The sequence below is a fragment of the Pseudomonas alliivorans genome (assembly GCF_017826695.1).
Classification (GTDB): Bacteria; Pseudomonadota; Gammaproteobacteria; order Pseudomonadales; family Pseudomonadaceae; genus Aquipseudomonas; species Aquipseudomonas alliivorans.
The window spans coordinates 223,373-241,009 of record NZ_JAFFZW010000006.1 but is presented as its reverse complement, the minus strand read 5'-3'; the positions used below and the strand labels follow the sequence as shown (position 1 = coordinate 241,009).

Sequence of the window (17,637 nt, the reverse complement as noted above, 5' to 3'; positions counted from 1 at the left end):
CCTTTCTGTTTTCCGATTACCGAATGCCAATGTCCCGCATCCAGCGTCCCGCCTCCCGCCGTCCTCAAACCAGCCCATCAGGCGCTCCCCGGCGTGTAGCCAAGGCGCCACCCGCCGAGCCGAAGCTGATCCTGTTCAACAAGCCATTCGACGTGTTGACCCAGTTCAACGACGAGCAGGGGCGGGCGACGCTCAAGGATTTCATCAATATCCCCGGCATCTACCCGGCAGGCCGCCTGGATCGTGACAGCGAAGGGCTTTTGTTGCTGACCAACGACGGGCAATTGCAGGCGCGTATTGCCGATCCGAAGCACAAGCTGGCCAAGACCTATTGGGTGCAGGTGGAGGGCGAACCGAGCGAGGAGCAGTTGCAGCAACTGCGTAAGGGTGTGCAACTCAATGACGGTCCGACCTTGCCCGCCGAAGCCCGGCAGATCGAAGAGCCCGCCCTTTGGCCACGCAATCCGCCGGTCCGCTTTCGCAAGAGCGTGCCGACACACTGGCTGGAACTGGTGATCAAGGAAGGTCGCAATCGACAGGTGCGGCGCATGACGGCTGCCGTGGGCCTGCCGACGCTCAGGCTGGTGCGCGTCAGGATCGGCAACTGGACGCTCGACGGGCTCGATCAGGGCGAGTATCGCGAAGTGCCCGCCAAACTGTAATCGTATCGCTCGGTTCAGGCCCTCAACTGCGCAGATGAACCAGCGGCATTTCGGTGCTGGCCAGGACCTGATTGAGCACAAAGCTCGACCGCACGCTGGTCACGCCTTCGATACGGGTCAGATGCCCCAGCAGCAGTTTCTGGTAATGGTCCATGTCAGGCACCACGACTTTCAGCTGATAGTCTGCTTCCATACCGGTTACCAGGCTGCATTCGAGTACCTGAGGCAGGTTGCGGATCTGTTGTTCAAAGTTCTCGAAACGCTCCGGCGTGTGGCGGTCCATGCCGATCAGCACGTAGGCGGTCAGGTTCAGGCCCAGTTTCTTGCGATCCAGCAAGGCCACCTGCCGCACGATGTAACCGTCATCTTCCAGTTGCTTGACCCGGCGCGAGCATGGCGACGGTGACAGACCAATGCGTTCCGCCAATTCCTGGTTCGAGATGCGCGCGTCCTTTTGCAATTCGGCCAAAATGCTCAAGTCATATCTGTCGAGCTTGCTCACGATCTACCCCTTTATGATTTGGATTGCGCAGGATTATTCATCTGAAGTCAAAAATTGCGCAAGTAATGTTTTATAGAGCAACATTAGCAATCCTCTGCCAACGCCGCAGGCCTATTCTTTTAACCAGAATCACTGCCCGGACACAGCGTCCAGCGCGACCCGCCGAATCAGGCCAGTCGCGGCCTTCCACCCAACCGGGTGTGTCAGGCCCCCGGGCTGCATACTGTCCACAAGACGGCATGAAGTGAGCCGATGCCACAAGCGTCGCGCCAGGACGAAGTATCCCAAGGGGGCCAACGGGTCCCCTTTTCTTTGCGTCCTGATAAAGTGCACAGAACGGCGCATCGCTATCACAGTCTCAACTACGTCCATCCGCGCTCTAGTGAGGAAAGCATGAAATCTGGCATCTGGCAGTTCGCGGGTTTGAGTCTGTTATGCCTGAGCATCAGTGCCCACGCGCTGGCCGACGAGCGTGACGATTCACGAGGCAATGCCATCGACGGTGGACCGCAGCGACAGCAACAGCAGAATCAGCAGCGTTTTCAGCAGCAGGAAAATCAGCAGCGGCAGATGCAGCAACAACAGAACCAGCAGCGCAACGTCGAGCGTCAGCAACAGCAGCAGATTTATCAGCAGCAAAACCTGCAGCAGCGCCAGATCCAGGAACAGCAGAATCAGCAGCGCCAAGTCGAACGCCAGCAGCAACAGCAGATTCAGCAGCAGGAGCTCCAGCAACGCAATGTGGAGCGTCAGCAGCAACAGCAGATCAACCAGCAGCAGCGTGAACAGCAGCGCCAGATTCAGGAACAGCAGAATCAACAGCGCCAGCAACAGCAGCAGTTGAGACAGAATCAGGACAATCTGCCGATCCAGAGCGGCCCGCGCGAAGCCTGGCAAACCCAGCAGCCGCGTCAGGGTTATTACCAGGACATTCCGCGTGGCAACAACCGTAACTGGTCGGCTGGCAACGGCAGGCCCGATGACCGCTGGAACGGGCGTCCGGACGGTCACGGTAACGGCTGGGGGCCAGGCCCGCGTTATCGTCCGGGTTACGCCATCGACAGCGTGCCGCACGGCTATTCGCGCATACCCTATCGCGGGCAGGACTACTACTATTCCGAGGGTTACTGGTATCGGCCGCAAGGCCCACGCTACGTGGTCGTGAACCCGCCCTACGGCGCACGCGTGCGCAGCTTGCCGTCCTATTCGCAGGAAGTATGGATTGGCAGCAGTCTGTTGTTTCTGGCGGCAGGCACGTATTACACGTACCAGCCGGACAGTCAGGAGTATGTGGTGGTCAATCCGCCGCAGAACGAGACGGTGTATTCACAGCCGGTGCAGCAGGGTAACGGTTACGACCCGGTCGCCTATCCGCTCAACGGTCAGAGTCAGCAGCAGGTCGAGCTGGATCGCTACCAATGCTACCGCTGGGCCGCGGAACAAAGCGGCTTCGATCCAGCGAATGTCACGTCCCAGCCTCAGGCCGAAGTCGTTGACCTGTACCGGCGTTCGATGGGGGCCTGTCTGGCCGGGCGCGGTTACAGCGTCAATTAAAGCCGATCAGGCGCGGGCCTGCTTCACCACTTCCTGAGGATCGGCGTGCACCAGCACTTCGGCCTTCGGGTATTTCGCGTGGATAGCGTCGGCAACCTGATCGCATAGCGTATGGGCGACGGACAGCGTCAGAGCGCCCGGCAGTTCAAGGTGCAACTGCACAAACCAGTGATTGCCGGAAATCCGCGTGCGAAGATCATGCGCGCCCAACACACCGGGCACACCACACGCCAGTTCAAGCATGTGCGTGCTGACATCGCTGGGCAATTCCTCGTCCATCAGTACGGAAACGGTTTCCCTGGCGATCTGAAAAGCGCTCCACAGAATGTACAGCGCGATCCCCAGCCCGAAATACGCATCCAGCTGCTGCCAGCCGAAGTACGCGAGCGTCAGCGCCAACAGGATACTGGCGTTGAGCAGCAAGTCGGAGCGGTAGTGCAGGGAGTCGGCCCGTATCGCGGCAGACCCCGTTGCCTTGATCACCCGGCCTTGCAGAGTCAGCAGCGCGAGTGTCAGCGCAATGGACACCACCATCACGATCATGCCCAGCAATGGCGCTCCCAGCGGCTCCGGGTTTTGGATACGCTGTACCGCCTGAAAGGCAATCAACACGCCGCTGACACCGATAAACAGCGCCTGCGCCATGCCCGACAGTGCTTCCGCCTTGCCGTGACCGTAACGATGATCGTCATCGGCCGGGCGCAGGGCGTAATGCACTGCCAGCAGATTGAGAAAGGACGCCGCGCCGTCCAGCAGCGAGTCGGTCAGGCCCGCCAGCAGACTGACCGACCCGCTGATCCACCACGCCACGCTTTTGGCCAGGATCAGCGTGATCGCCACGCCAAGTGAAGCCCGCGTCGCGAGACGCAACAATCTGCTGTGTTCGGCACTGGTGCTCATGACGCGTCCTTCAAACCTGGAAAAAGATTACGCAGCGGGAATCAGGCCCAGCGAAGCCAGTTGCTCGACGCTGCCCTTGTGCTGAATCAGACGCGGGTCGTTCAACGGCAGCGAACGGCCCAGCTCGGTTTCGAGGATGGCTTGCAGCTTGATGTTGTCGACACTGCCATCGGCCTTGATCGCGGGCTGCAGCTTCTGTGGATCGATCTGCGCATGCTCGCCCGGTCCGTAGTAGATAGCACCGGTTGCGAAGTCCACCGCAAAGGCAATCACGCCTGGAATGATATAGAACAGCAACCCGAACGCATCCAGCGCTGCAATGGCCGGATCGACCTTGCCATCAATCTGACCACGACGGTCAGGGTAGAAAATACTGCCGCAGGCGGTCAGCTGGGTCAGCAATGTGGCGACCACAACGCCGCCAATCAAACGGGAAGGAATGCGCATGGAAAGCTCCTGAGATGAAGAGGGCAACTATACAAGGCAAAGGCTGCAAGGCTAAGACTATTGAGCGATGGGGTGGTTCTGGTGAACGGGTTATCCGATAGGCTCGCCGCAACGCCGGTCGTTCCTGACGCTTGATCGGGCCTACACCAGAGACGCTGGCTAAATAAGCATCCCCTGGGAGATGCCTCTTTGTTTCTGGTACGGCACTGTCTGGTAGCAAGCTCAGGACTGTGGGAGGCGGCTTGCCGGCGATCTGCCGGGAACCGGCAGCAAAACCGGCGAATGTCGTAAATCAGACGCCGTCAAGGGCCGCTGCGTTGGCACGATCAGCTCTGGATGAGCTTAGGTTTGCACACACCACACCCGTATAATCAGCGGCCTGTTCTGGAGCTGCCATGATTTCCCTCCCTATCGATGCCGTCCTGCCCGCCTTGCGTGAGGCGCTGTCCACCCGTCACGAGGCTGTGCTCGAAGCCCCGCCGGGTGCGGGCAAGACCACGCGTGTGCCACTCGCGCTGCTGGAGGAAACCTGGCTGGCCGGGCAAACGATCCTGATGCTGGAGCCGCGGCGTCTGGCTGCGCGTGCTGCCGCCGAGCGTCTGGCGAGCGAGTTGGGTGAGAAGGTGGGCGAGACTGTGGGCTATCGCATCCGCCTGGAAAGCAAGGTCGGCCCCAAGACCCGCATTGAAGTGGTCACCGAAGGCATTCTGACCCGACGTTTGCAGGACGATCCGGCGCTGGAAGGCGTCGGGTTGTTGATTTTCGATGAGTTTCACGAGCGCAGTCTGGATGCCGATCTGGCACTGGCCCTGAGTCTGAATGGGCGTGAGCTGTTTCGCGATGATCAGCCGCTGAAGATTCTGCTGATGTCGGCGACGCTGGAGGGCGAGCGGTTGGCCGCGTTGCTGGACGACGCGCCGGTTGTGCGCAGCGACGGACGCATGTTTCCGGTGACCCTGCAGTGGGGGCGTCCTTTTCAGCCCGGCGAATTTATCGAGCCTCGCGTGGTGCAGACCGTGCTTGACGCGCTGGGCAGCGAGTCCGGCAGCCTGCTGGTGTTTCTGCCGGGGCAGGCCGAGATTCGCAGGGTCAATCAGCAACTGGCCGAGGCGCTGGGCGAGCGCGACGATATTCTGCTGTGTCCTTTGCACGGCGAACTGGACCTGAACGCTCAGCGTGCGGCCATCGAGCCTGCGCCCAAGGGGACGCGCAAGGTGGTGCTGGCGACCAACATTGCCGAGACCAGTCTGACCATCGACGGCGTTCGGGTGGTGATCGACGCCGGACTCGCGCGGGTCCCACGATTCGATCCGGGCAGCGGCATGACGCGTCTTGAAACCCAGCGCATCTCCCGCGCCAGCGCCACGCAGCGCGCCGGACGGGCAGGGCGGCTGGAGCCGGGTGTGTGTTATCGCCTGTGGTCCGAGGCGCAGCACGATCAGTTGGCGGCTTACGGCACGGCGGAAATCCTGCAGGCCGATCTTGCCGGGCTGGCGCTGCAACTGGCGCGCTGGGGCGTGACGCCTGCTCAACTGGTCTGGCTGGATGTGCCACCTGCTGCAGCGTATGCACAGGCGCAGGACTTGCTGGTGCGTCTGGAAGCGCTGGGCAGTCAGCCGGAGCAGACGCGCAGCCTGACGCCCCATGGTCAGGCGATGGCCGAGTTGCCCGCTCATCCACGCATCGCCCATTTGCTGTTGCGCGGCCATTCGCTGGGGCTTGGCGATCTGGCGAGTGACGTCGCAGCGCTGTTGGGCGAGCGGGATATTCTGCGTGGAGCCGGGGCCGATCTGCATAGCCGTCTGACCTTGCTGGCTGGAACCGAGCGCGCAGCACGCGGCGCACAGGGCGGTGTGCAACGGGCCAAACAGCTGGCGCGTCAGTACCGTGGCTACCTGCGTGGCAAGGCTGAAAGCCCGGTCGCTGATCCCGATCACCCACGCTGGCTTGGTGCATTACTGGCGCTGGCCTACCCGGACCGGGTCGCCCAGCAACGTCGACCGGGCGGCGCGGAGTATCGTCTGGCCAATGGTCGCGCAGCATTGTTTGCCGAAGCCGATGCCTTGATGAAGCAGGCATGGATCGTCGTGGCGGATCTGGGCAGTCGGCAGGGGCAACGTGAAGAACGCATCTACCTGGCCGCCGAATTCGATCCGGCGCTGTTCGATTCCGTGCTGTCCGAGCAGGTCACGCTGCTTGATCAGATCGACTGGGACGAGCGCGAAGGGGTGTTCCGCGCAGAACGGCAGCGCAGGGTCGGCGAGTTGATTCTCAGCCGTGAGCCCCTTACCGGGCTCGACGAAACCACACGCAGCCGCGCCTTGCTCGCGCTGGTCCGGCGCAAAGGTCTGGAGCTGCTGCCATGGACGCCGGAGCTGCGTCAGTGGCAGGCGCGGGTCGCCTTGTTGCGTCAACTGGATCTGGAAAAACAGCCTTCCAGCGAATGGCCGGACGTGTGCGACGCCAGCCTGCTCGACACGCTGGAAAACTGGCTGCTGCCGTATCTGGGCAAAGTCACGCGGCTTAGCCATTTCGGCAACCTGGATCTGTCCTCAATCCTGCGCAATCTGCTGCCTTGGCCGCTGCCGCAGCGCCTTGACGAGCTGGCACCGCATCACCTCAGTGTGCCCTCCGGCTCATCGGTGCGCCTGGATTACAGCGAACACCCGCCCATTCTTGCCGTTCGCCTGCAGGAACTGTTCGGTCTGGCCGACACCCCGCGCATCGCCAATGGCAGACAAGTCGTCAAACTGCACCTGCTGTCACCCGCCCGCCGCCCGGTGCAGGTCACGCAGGACCTGGCCAACTTCTGGCGCAGTACGTATGCAGAGGTGAAGAAGGATCTGAAGGGCAGGTATCCAAAGCATTACTGGCCGGATGATCCGCTGGTGGCGGAGGCGACTGCGTGGGTCAAGCCAAGGGGGACGTGACTGTGCAGGGGATGGCAGGAGAGGACGTAACAAAAAAAGGGAATGCCCAGGCGGACACTCCCTCTTGCTGAATCAGCGACGCAAGATGCGGCTGAGCAACACTGCTGCAACGGCACCAATTGCGAAAGCTGCGACAGGCTTTTCTTTAACGAACGCAGACACGTTGTCCAGCGCATCGCCGTAAGTCTTGGTCAGTTGACCGGAGGCCTGGCGGCCGGCACCTTCGGCTTCCAGCTTCGAGTCACCCAAGAATCTCCCGACCGCGCCCTGCGCCTTGCCGACGAGCTTTTCTGCAACACCTTCTACTTGTTCACTTTTCATGATTCATCAAACCTTTGCTTTTCAGTGGGACGCTCAGAACCGGACTGAGCGGGTGGCCAGAAGCTATCTGCACAACGTTAGGTGAGCGCGGCTGATGATTAGTTCAATGGTTGTGAGCGTGGGGTGGTGCCGGCAGAAGTCGTAAGCGTTTCCGGGAGTTCGGGTGCAGTTTCTGGTGGATCGAACTAAGGGGAGGGCGTAGTGCGTCATTCAAGCTGATATCATCCACACCGTCCAAGCCGAGCCAGTCGCCATGAATCGCCGCAAAAAAATCAATCAACTGTTGAAAGCCAACGCCAAGAAGGCCAGCGCCAAACTGGCCCCGCGAAAGAAGTCTACCTATGTGAGTAAGGCAGACCGGGCCAAGCTTGCGGCTGAAGCCGGGCAGGAGTCTGTCGTCTCTTCCGAGAGCTGAGTCACAGAGCTTGAGCAGCACCGGATTCGTATTGCGAGTGCATGCACTCATTGATCCTCGAGTCGTTTCTCCATAACAATCGTGCGCTCAGCCCCGTGAAATTCGTCGCGGATTTTTTGATAGCCCAACGTGATGTAGAACGCCTCTGCGGTAATCGATGACGGCACCCGCAAAGCCGAGATTCCAGCGCGGGCGGCCTGAGCGTGAATGACGTTCATTAACTGCCGACCGACTCCGCGACCATGGCAAGCAGGATCGACAAAAACGCTTCTGACGACATGACCATCGAGGCTTGCAGTACCGATGATCTGTTCGCCGTACACCGCTACGAACACCTTGCGCTTGTCGAGCATGGTGTTGACGGCTTCAGGCGTAAAGCTCTGCTCGACCTCTGCGATAACCTCATGCGGGTAATCCTGTGCGTTTGAGTTGCGTAGAGCGGCGATCACTAAACGGCTGATAACTGCCGTGTCCTCGACTGTAGCGGGGCGAATCTGACACTGCATATCGATGGCCTCATTCTTTGATCATCACAGCGTAGCCTGCCGTCCTGCGTACCCCTTGAACGTCTGCGGCTTTGCTGCCAGATGCCTTGCGTATCAAGCAACACCGAAAATCTCTACACTCGGCCCTCCCAAGGATGTAAGGATCTGTGATGTCGCTCCCTGCCTGGCCTCTTCGACGCATGCTCGTGACCTGGTTATACGCAGCCGCACTGGCGCACGTACTGGGTGCCATCGTGTTCACATGGGCGGGATTTTCCGGATGGCTCGACGGCTATCTGCTCACGCTTGAACAGGCATTCTGGACCGAGGCGGCGCCCGCTGCGGCGCGGGCGCAGCAGACCTGGTGGGCGGCGCTGTTCGGCGCGACGCTGCAGACCTATTCGCTGTACATGCTGGCGCTCGTGCACCTCGGCAATCGCCTGAAAAGCCACCTGCCCTGGGGCTGGCTGATGGCCGGCCTGCTGCTCTGGGCGCCGCAGGACATCGCGATTTCGTTGCGGGCTGATGTCTGGTCGCATGTCTGGCTGGATGGCGCCGCGCTGCTGGCTCTTTTGCCGCCTCTGTTCTGGCTGTATCGCCATGACCGTGCTCAAGCCGATTGAATCTGCATTCTGTACTGAGCGGCATGAATCAAGGCTGATTGGGGCCGATCATTCAGAACAAAAAGCCCGCACATCCGTTGAGTGTGCGGGCTTTTCGCAGACAGGGCTGTTGATCAGATCATGCGAAACCCTTTGAACGGATTCCAGCCCTGCTCACCTTTGACCTCTTTCAGGTAGTAGGCATAGTTGGTCGTCATTGCATACATCAGCGAGCCCGCGACATTCATGCCGGTGCCGATGGCGTGAGACAGTTCCAGTCCGAAAATCGCTGGCACCACACTCAATACGATATTGATTCCGATCAGGATGCCCAGCAGGGCGATGCCTTTCTTCCACAGACCGAGGACGAAGAGATAGATCGGTCCGAAGAAAAATGCGATGAAGTTCATCTGCATCAACAGTTTTTTCCGGATGCCCGGCAGTGCCTTGAACGCGATGTTGAAGCCCGGATCCTTCGGCGCGCCGTGTGCGTCGAAGAAATCGAAGCGTTCCTGCCATTTGGCGCTGTATTTTCGTTTTGGCTGTACGTGGTCTGTGATGCTCATGCCTGAGTTCCTTGTGGTCCTGGGTTATGGTTTGGATTGCGATGTGGCGATTCAGACGGCTTTTTCAGTCACTCTGCGATGAGCTCGGCTTCACGGTCCACATCACCCACGCGCAATACGGATAATCGATTCAAGACACGCAGTACATACCCCTCTTTGATCATCTGGCCGTGATGACCATCACCGAAGCGTTCGCCTCGGGAGCAGTAAGTCAGAAAGGTTTGAATATCGGCCAGGTTTGCCTGTGCGATGTAGTCGGGGCTCTCAAGCTTGTCGTAAGGACGATGGTTGGGATAGTTGGTGTCGCACCAGCAGTCCTTGGTCACTGCTTTGAAGAAGTCGCTTACAACCTGGAAGTAAGTGGGCCAGTACTGACCTTCTTTGTAAATGTGTGTCTCGATTGCAACGCCGTTCGGATAGAGCCTGGGCAGGTAGGACAGCAACTCGTCAATGTCTTCGGGGCCTGGAGTCGGTTCGCTGGGCAGGCGTGTTTCAACCGAAGGATGCATCAGAAGCGGCGGAGGTTTAACTGGAAAACGATGCGAAACATAGAGATCAAATGCCCAGACCTGACCTTCGGTCAACCGTTGGTCCTTATAGTGATGAACGTCCTTCTGGTATTTCAGGAATGCTTCGGAGCCAATGCCGTCGGCGAATAACGACGCTATGGCTGCAGACTGCATGAGCCAGTAGATGTCAGGCGACTGTTCGCCTGCCAGTGCGCTTGAGTACAGCGCGTTGGCCAGCATGCGTCCTTCTGCACGCTGCGACTCGCTCTGCACCAGCGGTTCGGCGTTATCTGCGTGTTCTACCTCGGCGATGTAGGCGTGATAACGAGCCAGTAACGGCGCATCCCTGCCGGTCAGGGGCGGGCAGGTTGGTGGAGAAACCAGCAGCGGTTTTTGTTCCTGAAGGGGCGGTATCCAGTCCGGATTTTGCTGAAGGCGTGATGGTGTTTTTTTGTCAGGTTCGGCGGCACTATCCGGCTGTTGTGTCACCGCTTTCTGGCCGAGCCAGGACGTCAATCGATGCAGAAGTTTCATCACGGGAAAACATCCATGGTTTCCCGGCAGGATTCTTCATGCCGGGTGTTAGTTATATGAACACTTTTTGCCTTCCGAAGGACCACAAGCCGATACTTCCGTGTGCAAACGGCGCCTTGGGAGGCAAGCAGTCGTGGCGCAATCTCCGGTCTTCAAGGCACCATCGGCAACAAAAAACGCCCGATTACCGGCAGGTGATCGGAGATCAGCAGCGTGTCGTCACGACGCACTCTGGCGCTGACCCGTTTCAGGCTCGGACTGTAGAACAGATAGTCGACGGTTCGATCCGGCCCGTTCACGCGAGGATCGTTGGGGAAATAGGTCAGCCATTTGTTGCGATCGATGCCGCTGGCTTCGGCATTGGTCGGGATCATCGGGTATCTGTCCCAGAGTCCATGCAATTCACTGTCTGCTGCGTAGCCGGTGCGTAACGGTTCCGGCAGGCGTCGGTACTGGCCCAGCGGCAACAGATTGAAGTCGCCGCCGATCAGCCAGGGCGTGCCGCTGCCTTCGAATGTGTCCAGAAGGTCGCGGGTGGCAGCGATCTGTTTTTGTGCGGTGTCGCTGCTGGTTCGGGCAGCGGTCAGGTGAGTGTTGATGATGGCGAGATGGCCACCGTCACGCAGGGGAAGATAGCTGACCAGCAGCGCGTTCTTCGGCCGAAACTGCCGGCTGATGATGTTGGCGTCCGGTATCGGCAGTTGCACGCGTTCGGCACGGTCGATCTGGAAGCGGCTGAAGGTCGCCAGTTTGGTGCCGACGCCGCCCCATATGTGCGGGCTCGGTACGAACTCGGCGCGCCAGTAAAAGGCTTGTGAGCTGCATGGATAGAGATCCACCACACGCTCCTGAAGCAGCGCCAGTTGATCCTGATAGTCCGTGTTCTTGGCGTTGTCGTTCACTTCCTGCAGCAGAATGACGTCGGGTTGTTCATCGCGGATGACGCGGGCCACCTCGTCGAGGTTGTAGGCAAGGTCTTCGGGAGTCGGACGATCGTCCGGGCCGCTGCCATCGGCCATGTCATACCAGAATACGTAGCGCTTGCCGGCCAGGTATTGAATGTTCCAGGTCATGACTTTCAACGCCTGCCCCGGCACCAGGGGCTTTGCTGCCACTTCGGGGTTGCAGCTGGTCTGGGCCGACTCACGTGCGGCCGGGCGCCAGGTCATCTGCTGAATGACGATCAGCAGGAGGGCGGCCAGCAATAGACCCGAGAGTGTCAGGCGTAGCAGGAAGCGTTTCATCGGCTCGACCTGGAGCGCCTTGCGCTCGGTGAGGTTCGCGTTCGGCTCAGGCGGTGTGCTCCGGTTCGCTGATCAACATGAACAGCCGGAACATCACAACGCTGGTAAACAGGTTCAGAAAGCTGCTGATGCTGTCGATGAGCAGCGAAACCGGCGCGCTTTGCGGTTCCGGCATCAGGTAAAGCCCTACACCTTCGAGCAGCCACAACGGAATGTAGACACACAGCACGCAGACCATGATGCGTGTGAAATGCCCGGTGGTCATCAACATGCTTTCACGCATGGCCATGAACGGTGTCAGCTTGCGCAGCACCAGCAGGTATTCGCTGAAAGCCAGCTTGATCATCACCCAAATGCCCGGCACGACCAGCAGCGACAGACCGAACATGATCAGCAGCGTACTCATGGCCGAGAGCACGGCAAAGGTCGGCCAAAGACGCAAGGCCATCGCCAGCAGGTGACGGGTTGCCGGTTCCTCGCCACGGGTGCGTGCGTCAAGAAACAGAATCAGCGCAGCGGTGTAGAGCGGGTAGAAAAACAGCCCGACGACCAGGCTGTAGGCAGGTGACGCCTCGGCGGACATGGCACTGCCCAATGCTTGCTTGGCCAGCGCTTCGAGCACCACCAAGGGCAGGCAGAGCATCAGGATGCTGCCCAGATTGCGCCGGAAGAAATAGAGCGAATCCTGGATAACGGTCAACGGGTTCATAGTAGATCGCAGGCAAAAAAGCAGGTCGCCACTTTAGCCCATGCCCTGTGCCGATCCAAGCGCAGCGGCCGCCGCGGCAAGGCTTCCTTATCTTTTTTTTCATGTTGTTGAACCGCCGCCGAGCAGCCCCATTACTGATTCAGGTACCGGCATCTGGCCGGACGGTGATTGATAACGGCAATCCGCGAGGTCGCCATGAACCACGAAGAGCAAACCCTGATCGACGGTCTTTTCTCGAAACTGAAAACTGCCGAAACAACGTCCGCCCCTCGAGACACGGGGGCCGAGACGCTGATCAAGGAGCATTTGAATCGCCAGCCCGCCGCGCCTTACTACATGACGCAGGCGATTCTGGTGCAGGAAGCGGCCGTCAATCAGTTGAATCAGCAGATCAAACAGCGTGACGAACAGATCCAGCAATTGCAGGCCGAACTCCAGCAGGTGAAGAGTCAAACGTCTTCGGCACCTGCCAGCGGCGGGTTCCTATCGAACATATTCGGAAGCAGCGCGCCGCGAGCGCCGCAGTCGCCACCGGCTGCGTCGGGCGGTGGCTGGCGTGACGGGGCAGGCTTCAATCCGGCGCCGGCTCCGCAGGCAGGTTATGGCTCGGCACCAGCGGCTCCCGTCGGCAGTGGCTTTCTCGGCGGGGCGCTGAAAACAGCAGCCGGGGTCGCAGGCGGTGTGATGCTGGCTGAAGGTATCAGCAGTCTGTTCAGCCATCACAGCCAGCCGCAGGAAATCGTCGAAGTCATTCACGACTCGCCTGTTCAGGACCAATTCTCCAACAATGATCAAGGCAACTGGGGGCAGCCTGACCCGCAATACACGGCCGACGACAGCTACAACGACGATGGCGGAATGTTCTCGGACGACGACGATTCGTTTGTTTGAGGACGGTCGGTTCAGTTCGCCTGGGCACGATCAGTGTCGAGGCGGACTTCTGCATAACGATGAGCGCTGAAGCCCGGGCACGATCACCGTATGCCTGATCGTGCCCAGGCCATGCGTTGGCCAACAGACCAATCCATCCCTCAATTCCCGGCTCAAGCTGGCATACTGGGCACCGGTCCACGTTCCGGATCGCTGTAAACGCAGTGGCCAGCCTGCGTCATGAGGAATTGCGGTGAAGAAGATCGCGGTGTTCGCCGATGTGCAGAACCTCTATTACACCGTGCGCCAGGCGCATGGCTGTCATTTCAATTACGCCGCGTTGTGGGCGGATATCAGCAAGCGTGGCGAGATCGTCCATGCCTTTGCGTATGCCATCGATCGCGGCGACAGCAAGCAGCAGCAGTTCCAGCAGATCCTTCGCAATCTGGGCTTCACCGTGCGGCTCAAACCGTACATCCAGCGCAGCGACGGTTCAGCGAAAGGAGACTGGGATGTGGGCATCACCATCGATATCATGGACTTCGCGCCGCAGGTCGACGAAGTGGTGCTGGCATCGGGCGATGGCGATTTCGACATGCTGCTCGAACGCATCATCAGCAAACATGGCGTAGAAGCGGTGGCTTATGGCGTGCCGGGGCTGACGGCCAATTCGCTGATCCGCGCCGCCAGTCGTTACGTGCCCATCGAAGGCGCTTTGTTGTTGAAATGACACTGTTGTTGAAATGAATTCAAGGGTTGGACCATCGTGTTGGAACGTATTGCAGTCATCGACTTTGAAACCACCGGGATCTCGCCTGGCCATGGTTGCCGTGCGACAGAGATTGCCGTGGTCATCATGGAGCAGGGGCGTATCGTCGATCGCTACCAGAGCCTGATGAATGCCGGTGTACGCATCCCCGCGTTCATCGAAGGGCTGACCGGTATCAGCAACAACATGATTCGCACCGCGCCCAGTGCCGAGCGGGTGATGGGTGATGTGTGCGATTTCGTCGGTTCGACGCCGCTGGTGGCACACAACGCCTCGTTCGACCAGAAGTTCTGGGACTACGAGCTGTCGCGTATCGAGCGCAAGCGCGAGCAGAGCTTTGCCTGTTCGATGCTGCTCGCTCGCCGCCTGATGCCGGGTGCGCCCAATCACAAGCTCGGCACGTTGACCCAGTACGCACGCCTGCCCAACACCGGCCGGGCTCACCGGGCCATGGCCGATGCCGAGATGGCAGCCAACCTGACGGCTTATCTGACCAACGAGTTGCGTCAGAAACACGGCCTGGCGGGTGTTTCCCACCAGTTGCTGTGCTCGCTGCAGAAAGTCCCTGCGGCAAAGATCGGCGAAGCCATCAAGCGTCAGCGCGGGCTTTGAGCGGTTTTCGCTCTTTGCCGCTTTCCTGCCGGCCTTGAGGCACCAGATGGCCTGACGGCAGGCTGCGCTCCACCGCTGTCGACAGCACAATCGATGTCTTGCTGAAGCCGAACTGCGCGATGCGGTTGATCAGGTCTTCCAGATGGGGCATCGAATCCACCGCAGCGCGCATGATCACGCAGGGGTCGCCAGTCACCCGATGGCACTGGATCAGCTCCGGTATTTTCCACAGATCGTCATACGCCTGCTGGTTGCCGTGACTGGCCATGCGCAGTTCGATGATGCATTGAATCGGCAGGCCCACTTTCGACAGATCGACCTTGGCCTCATACCCGGTGATGACCCCGTTGGCCTCCAGCTTGGCGACACGTTCGGCAACGGCGGGCGCCGAAAGGTTGACCAGCTTCGCCAGTTGAGCGAATGAGGCGCGGCCGTTCTGCAGCAGCGCGTCGAGCAGAATCCGGTCGTATTTGTCCAGCATCATTGCAGGCCTCCTGTGGCATGCGTGGTGTTTTTGAAAACCAAGGCAAAACCGTAAAACAAGCATTGAATCGTAAGTTTGGCAGTCTGTTAAAAAGGTTTACCTGCTTAATATTAGTGGTTTGCCTTCATACAATAAGCCAACCATAACAATGATTACCGAGCCTGAACATGTCGCAGTCCGTTCGTTTTTCCCCATTGCTCATCGGCGCCTTTCTGGCCTTGTACCTGATCTGGGGTTCGACCTATCTGGTCATTCGCATCGGCGTCGAGTCCTGGCCGCCGTTGATGATGGCCGGTATCCGGTTTCTGATCGCAGGGGCCCTGATGTATGGATGCCTGCGTTCTCGCGGCGCGCCTGCACCGACCTGGGCGGAGTGGAAGGGCGCGGCGGTGATCGGTTTTCTGTTGCTGACCTGTGGAAACGGCGGGGTGACGCTCGCCGAACATGCCGGCGTGGCCTCGGGAATCGCAGCGTTGTCGGTTGCGACCATGCCGCTGTTCACCTTGCTGTTCGGCCTGTTCTGGGGCAATCGCACCACCAGCCTGGAATGGGCCGGCATCATTCTGGGTTTGATCGGCATTGGTCTGCTGAACATGGGCTCGAACCTGCAAGCCAGTCCTTATGGTGCAGCGCTGGTTATTTTCGCGGCCGCGTCCTGGGCCTTCGGTTCGGTATTGAGCAAACATCTCACCTTGCCCAAAGGGCCTATGGCCAGCGGCGCTGAGATGCTCGTTGCGGGCGCGACACTGCTGATCGGCAGCTTTCTGAGTGGCGAGCGGCTGGAGCAGATGCCGACGGCGGCAGGGTGGGGGGCGTTGCTGTATCTGGTGGTGTTCGGCTCTATCGTCGCGTTCAGCGCCTATATGTACCTGCTCAAGAACGTGCGTCCGGCGGCGGCGACCAGTTATGCCTATGTCAACCCGGCGGTGGCGGTGTTGCTGGGGGTGGTGTTCGCGGGTGAAACGATCGGTCTGGTCGAGTGCCTGGCAATGGTGGTGATCATCAGCGGCGTCGTGCTGATCGGCTTGCCGCAATGGCGCAGGCCGCGGCCTCAGGAAGCCGTATCGGCGCGTACAAGCTAACCGAGGCGGGCCGGACAGGGTAAACTGCGCGCCTTGCGCTGAATTTTTCCTACGGTATTCCCATGACATTCGCCTCTCTCGGCCTGATCGAACCCTTGCTGCGCGCCCTTGATGCGCTTGGCTACCAGACTCCGACCCCTGTGCAGGCACAGGCGATTCCTCCGGTTCTGGCTGGCCGTGACCTGATGGCAGCCGCCCAGACCGGCACCGGCAAGACCGCAGGTTTCGCACTGCCGCTGTTGCAGCGTCTGACGATGGAAGGGCCGAAAGTCGCCCCCAATACCATTCGCGCGCTGGTGCTGGCACCCACGCGCGAACTGGCCGAACAGGTTCACGAAAGCATCCGTCAGTATGCCGAGCATCTGCCGCTGAGCACCTACGCGGTCTATGGCGGGGTGAGCATCAACCCGCAAATGATGAAGCTGCGCAAAGGCGTTGACGTCCTGGTTGCCACGCCCGGTCGCCTGCTCGACCTGCACCGTCAGAACGCAGTCAAGTTCTCGCAATTGCAGACCCTCATCCTCGACGAAGCCGATCGTATGCTGGACCTGGGCTTTGCCGAGGAGCTGCGCGGCATCTACGCCGTGTTGCCGAAACGCCGCCAGACGCTGCTGTTCTCTGCGACTTTCTCCGACCCTATTCGCCTGCTGGCCTCACAGATGCTGGATGACCCGCTGACCATTGAGGTCAGCCCGCGCAACGTGGCGGCGGCGTCGGTCAAGCAGTGGGTCGTGACGGTGGATAAAAAACGTAAGGCCGACCTGTTCATTCACCTGATAAAAAAGCATCGCTGGGGTCAGGTGCTGGTGTTCGCCAAGACCCGTGTGGGTGTCGATCAACTGGTGGATCGCCTGCAGGCGTTGGGCCTGAACGCGGACGGCATTCATGGCGACAAGCCTCAGGCAACCCGTCAGCGTGCGCTGGACCGTTTCAAGAGCAATGAAGTGAAGATTCTGGTGGCGACCGATGTTGCGGCACGCGGGTTGGACATCGACGACCTGCCGACGGTGGTCAACCTCGACCTGCCGATTGTGGCCGAGGATTATATTCACCGTATCGGTCGTACTGGCCGTGCAGGCCTGACCGGCGAGGCGATTTCGCTGGTGTGCGCAGATGAGGTCGAGCTGCTGTCGGCCATCGAAGTGCTGACCCGTCAGACGCTGGAGCGTCGCGAAGAGCAGGATTTCGAACCGGAGCACCGCGTGCCGAGCACCGATGCCAGCGGCCAGATTCTCAAGAAACCCAAGAAGCCGAAAAAGCCGAAGGTCTCGGGCAGCAAGCGTAATCTGGGCAAATGGGTCGACAGCGGCGATTCCGAGCCGACACCAGCAGTCAAACCCGTGCGCAAGGTCCCGGTCTTCAACACCGGGCCACGCAAGAAGAAGCCTTGAGTCCTCAACGGCGTAGCCATTGAGGATGGATCGTTACCACGCGCCTGCG

At 59.9% G+C, this 17,637-nt stretch carries 20 protein-coding genes; 10 read left to right on the top strand and 10 right to left on the bottom strand.

The genetic code is table 11. From position 1 onward, the window contains the following. The first annotated feature begins 29 nt into the window (after positions 1-29). The gene (locus JTJ32_RS17475) at positions 30-662 is read left to right on the top strand and encodes a pseudouridine synthase (RefSeq protein WP_236059344.1); all 633 of its coding nucleotides are present in this window, start codon (positions 30-32) and stop codon (positions 660-662) included. A 22-nt stretch (positions 663-684) separates the two neighbouring features. On the opposite strand, the gene JTJ32_RS17470 is transcribed toward JTJ32_RS17475, so the two are convergent. Further along, the gene (locus tag JTJ32_RS17470) at positions 685-1,164 is read right to left on the bottom strand and encodes an Lrp/AsnC family transcriptional regulator (RefSeq protein ID WP_024685294.1); all 480 of its coding nucleotides are present in this window, start codon (positions 1,162-1,164) and stop codon (positions 685-687) included. A 393-nt stretch (positions 1,165-1,557) separates the two neighbouring features. Here JTJ32_RS17470 and JTJ32_RS26620 point away from each other — a divergent pair, with 393 nt between their 5' ends. Next, on the top strand, positions 1,558-2,718 hold the full coding sequence (locus tag JTJ32_RS26620; protein ID WP_099229583.1) for a DUF6515 family protein: 1,161 nt from the start codon (positions 1,558-1,560) through the stop codon (positions 2,716-2,718). 6 nt (positions 2,719-2,724) lie between these two features. Here JTJ32_RS26620 and JTJ32_RS17460 read toward each other — a convergent pair whose 3' ends face one another. Both JTJ32_RS17460 and JTJ32_RS17455 read right to left on the bottom strand, forming a co-directional pair. Continuing rightward, positions 2,725-3,618, bottom strand: coding sequence for a cation diffusion facilitator family transporter (locus tag JTJ32_RS17460; RefSeq protein ID WP_210042791.1), 894 nt, complete (start codon positions 3,616-3,618; stop codon positions 2,725-2,727). A gap of 27 nt (positions 3,619-3,645) precedes the next feature. Then, positions 3,646-4,065, bottom strand: coding sequence for a periplasmic Zn2+ metallochaperone PmcY (locus JTJ32_RS17455; protein WP_004885029.1), 420 nt, complete (start codon positions 4,063-4,065; stop codon positions 3,646-3,648). 395 nt (positions 4,066-4,460) lie between these two features. On the opposite strand from JTJ32_RS17455, the gene hrpB reads away from it, so the two are divergent. Further along, complete coding sequence (gene hrpB / locus JTJ32_RS17450; RefSeq protein WP_210042790.1) at positions 4,461-6,995, top strand: ATP-dependent helicase HrpB; 2,535 nt, start codon at positions 4,461-4,463, stop codon at positions 6,993-6,995. A gap of 72 nt (positions 6,996-7,067) precedes the next feature. Here hrpB and JTJ32_RS17445 read toward each other — a convergent pair whose 3' ends face one another. Next, entirely contained in the window at positions 7,068-7,316 is a 249-nt protein-coding gene (locus JTJ32_RS17445; RefSeq protein ID WP_210042789.1) for a CsbD family protein, read from the bottom strand. Between the two features lie 253 nt (positions 7,317-7,569). On the opposite strand from JTJ32_RS17445, the gene JTJ32_RS17440 reads away from it, so the two are divergent. After that, positions 7,570-7,731, top strand: coding sequence for a DUF2986 domain-containing protein (locus JTJ32_RS17440; RefSeq protein ID WP_004885007.1), 162 nt, complete (start codon positions 7,570-7,572; stop codon positions 7,729-7,731). Positions 7,732-7,778: 47 nt separating this feature from the next. Here JTJ32_RS17440 and JTJ32_RS17435 read toward each other — a convergent pair whose 3' ends face one another. Then, positions 7,779-8,237: a GNAT family N-acetyltransferase gene (locus JTJ32_RS17435; RefSeq protein ID WP_210042788.1), complete on the bottom strand. Its 459-nt coding sequence runs from the start codon at positions 8,235-8,237 to the stop codon at positions 7,779-7,781. A gap of 149 nt (positions 8,238-8,386) precedes the next feature. On the opposite strand from JTJ32_RS17435, the gene JTJ32_RS17430 reads away from it, so the two are divergent. Continuing rightward, positions 8,387-8,839, top strand: a complete 453-nt coding sequence (locus JTJ32_RS17430) for a cell division protein (RefSeq protein WP_099226666.1) — start codon at positions 8,387-8,389, stop codon at positions 8,837-8,839. Between the two features lie 113 nt (positions 8,840-8,952). On the opposite strand, the gene JTJ32_RS17425 is transcribed toward JTJ32_RS17430, so the two are convergent. The 4 genes from JTJ32_RS17425 to JTJ32_RS17410 form a co-directional block, all read right to left on the bottom strand. After that, positions 8,953-9,384, bottom strand: coding sequence for a DUF2628 domain-containing protein (locus JTJ32_RS17425; RefSeq protein ID WP_210042787.1), 432 nt, complete (start codon positions 9,382-9,384; stop codon positions 8,953-8,955). 68 nt (positions 9,385-9,452) lie between these two features. Further along, positions 9,453-10,430, bottom strand: coding sequence for a DUF6508 domain-containing protein (locus JTJ32_RS17420; protein ID WP_210042786.1), 978 nt, complete (start codon positions 10,428-10,430; stop codon positions 9,453-9,455). Between the two features lie 149 nt (positions 10,431-10,579). Next, positions 10,580-11,671: an endonuclease/exonuclease/phosphatase family protein gene (locus tag JTJ32_RS17415; protein ID WP_210042785.1), complete on the bottom strand. Its 1,092-nt coding sequence runs from the start codon at positions 11,669-11,671 to the stop codon at positions 10,580-10,582. 46 nt (positions 11,672-11,717) lie between these two features. After that, positions 11,718-12,380, bottom strand: a complete 663-nt coding sequence (locus JTJ32_RS17410; RefSeq protein ID WP_210042784.1) for a YciC family protein — start codon at positions 12,378-12,380, stop codon at positions 11,718-11,720. A 195-nt stretch (positions 12,381-12,575) separates the two neighbouring features. On the opposite strand from JTJ32_RS17410, the gene JTJ32_RS17405 reads away from it, so the two are divergent. From JTJ32_RS17405 to JTJ32_RS17395, 3 genes are all read left to right on the top strand, one after another. Continuing rightward, positions 12,576-13,271 carry a DUF2076 domain-containing protein gene (locus JTJ32_RS17405; protein WP_210042783.1) on the top strand — a complete coding sequence of 232 codons (696 nt, stop codon included), beginning with the start codon at positions 12,576-12,578 and terminating at the stop codon, positions 13,269-13,271. Positions 13,272-13,503: 232 nt separating this feature from the next. After that, a complete protein-coding gene (locus tag JTJ32_RS17400; protein ID WP_004887906.1) occupies positions 13,504-13,980 on the top strand; it encodes an NYN domain-containing protein in 477 nt (158 codons plus the stop codon). A gap of 39 nt (positions 13,981-14,019) precedes the next feature. Further along, positions 14,020-14,631: a 3'-5' exonuclease gene (locus JTJ32_RS17395; protein ID WP_180274256.1), complete on the top strand. Its 612-nt coding sequence runs from the start codon at positions 14,020-14,022 to the stop codon at positions 14,629-14,631. Here JTJ32_RS17395 and JTJ32_RS17390 read toward each other — a convergent pair. Beyond that, on the bottom strand, positions 14,609-15,115 hold the full coding sequence (locus tag JTJ32_RS17390; RefSeq protein ID WP_184321702.1) for an Lrp/AsnC family transcriptional regulator: 507 nt from the start codon (positions 15,113-15,115) through the stop codon (positions 14,609-14,611). The genes JTJ32_RS17395 and JTJ32_RS17390 overlap by 23 nt on opposite strands. Positions 15,116-15,282: 167 nt before the next feature. Between JTJ32_RS17390 and yedA the strand changes: the two genes are divergently transcribed. Next, positions 15,283-16,197 (top strand): drug/metabolite exporter YedA, encoded by a 915-nt coding sequence (yedA, locus tag JTJ32_RS17385; protein WP_210042782.1) that lies wholly within the window; start codon positions 15,283-15,285, stop codon positions 16,195-16,197. A gap of 62 nt (positions 16,198-16,259) precedes the next feature. Then, positions 16,260-17,588, top strand: a complete 1,329-nt coding sequence (locus tag JTJ32_RS17380) for an RNA helicase RhlE1 (protein ID WP_210042781.1) — start codon at positions 16,260-16,262, stop codon at positions 17,586-17,588. The last annotated feature ends 49 nt before the right edge of the window (positions 17,589-17,637 follow it).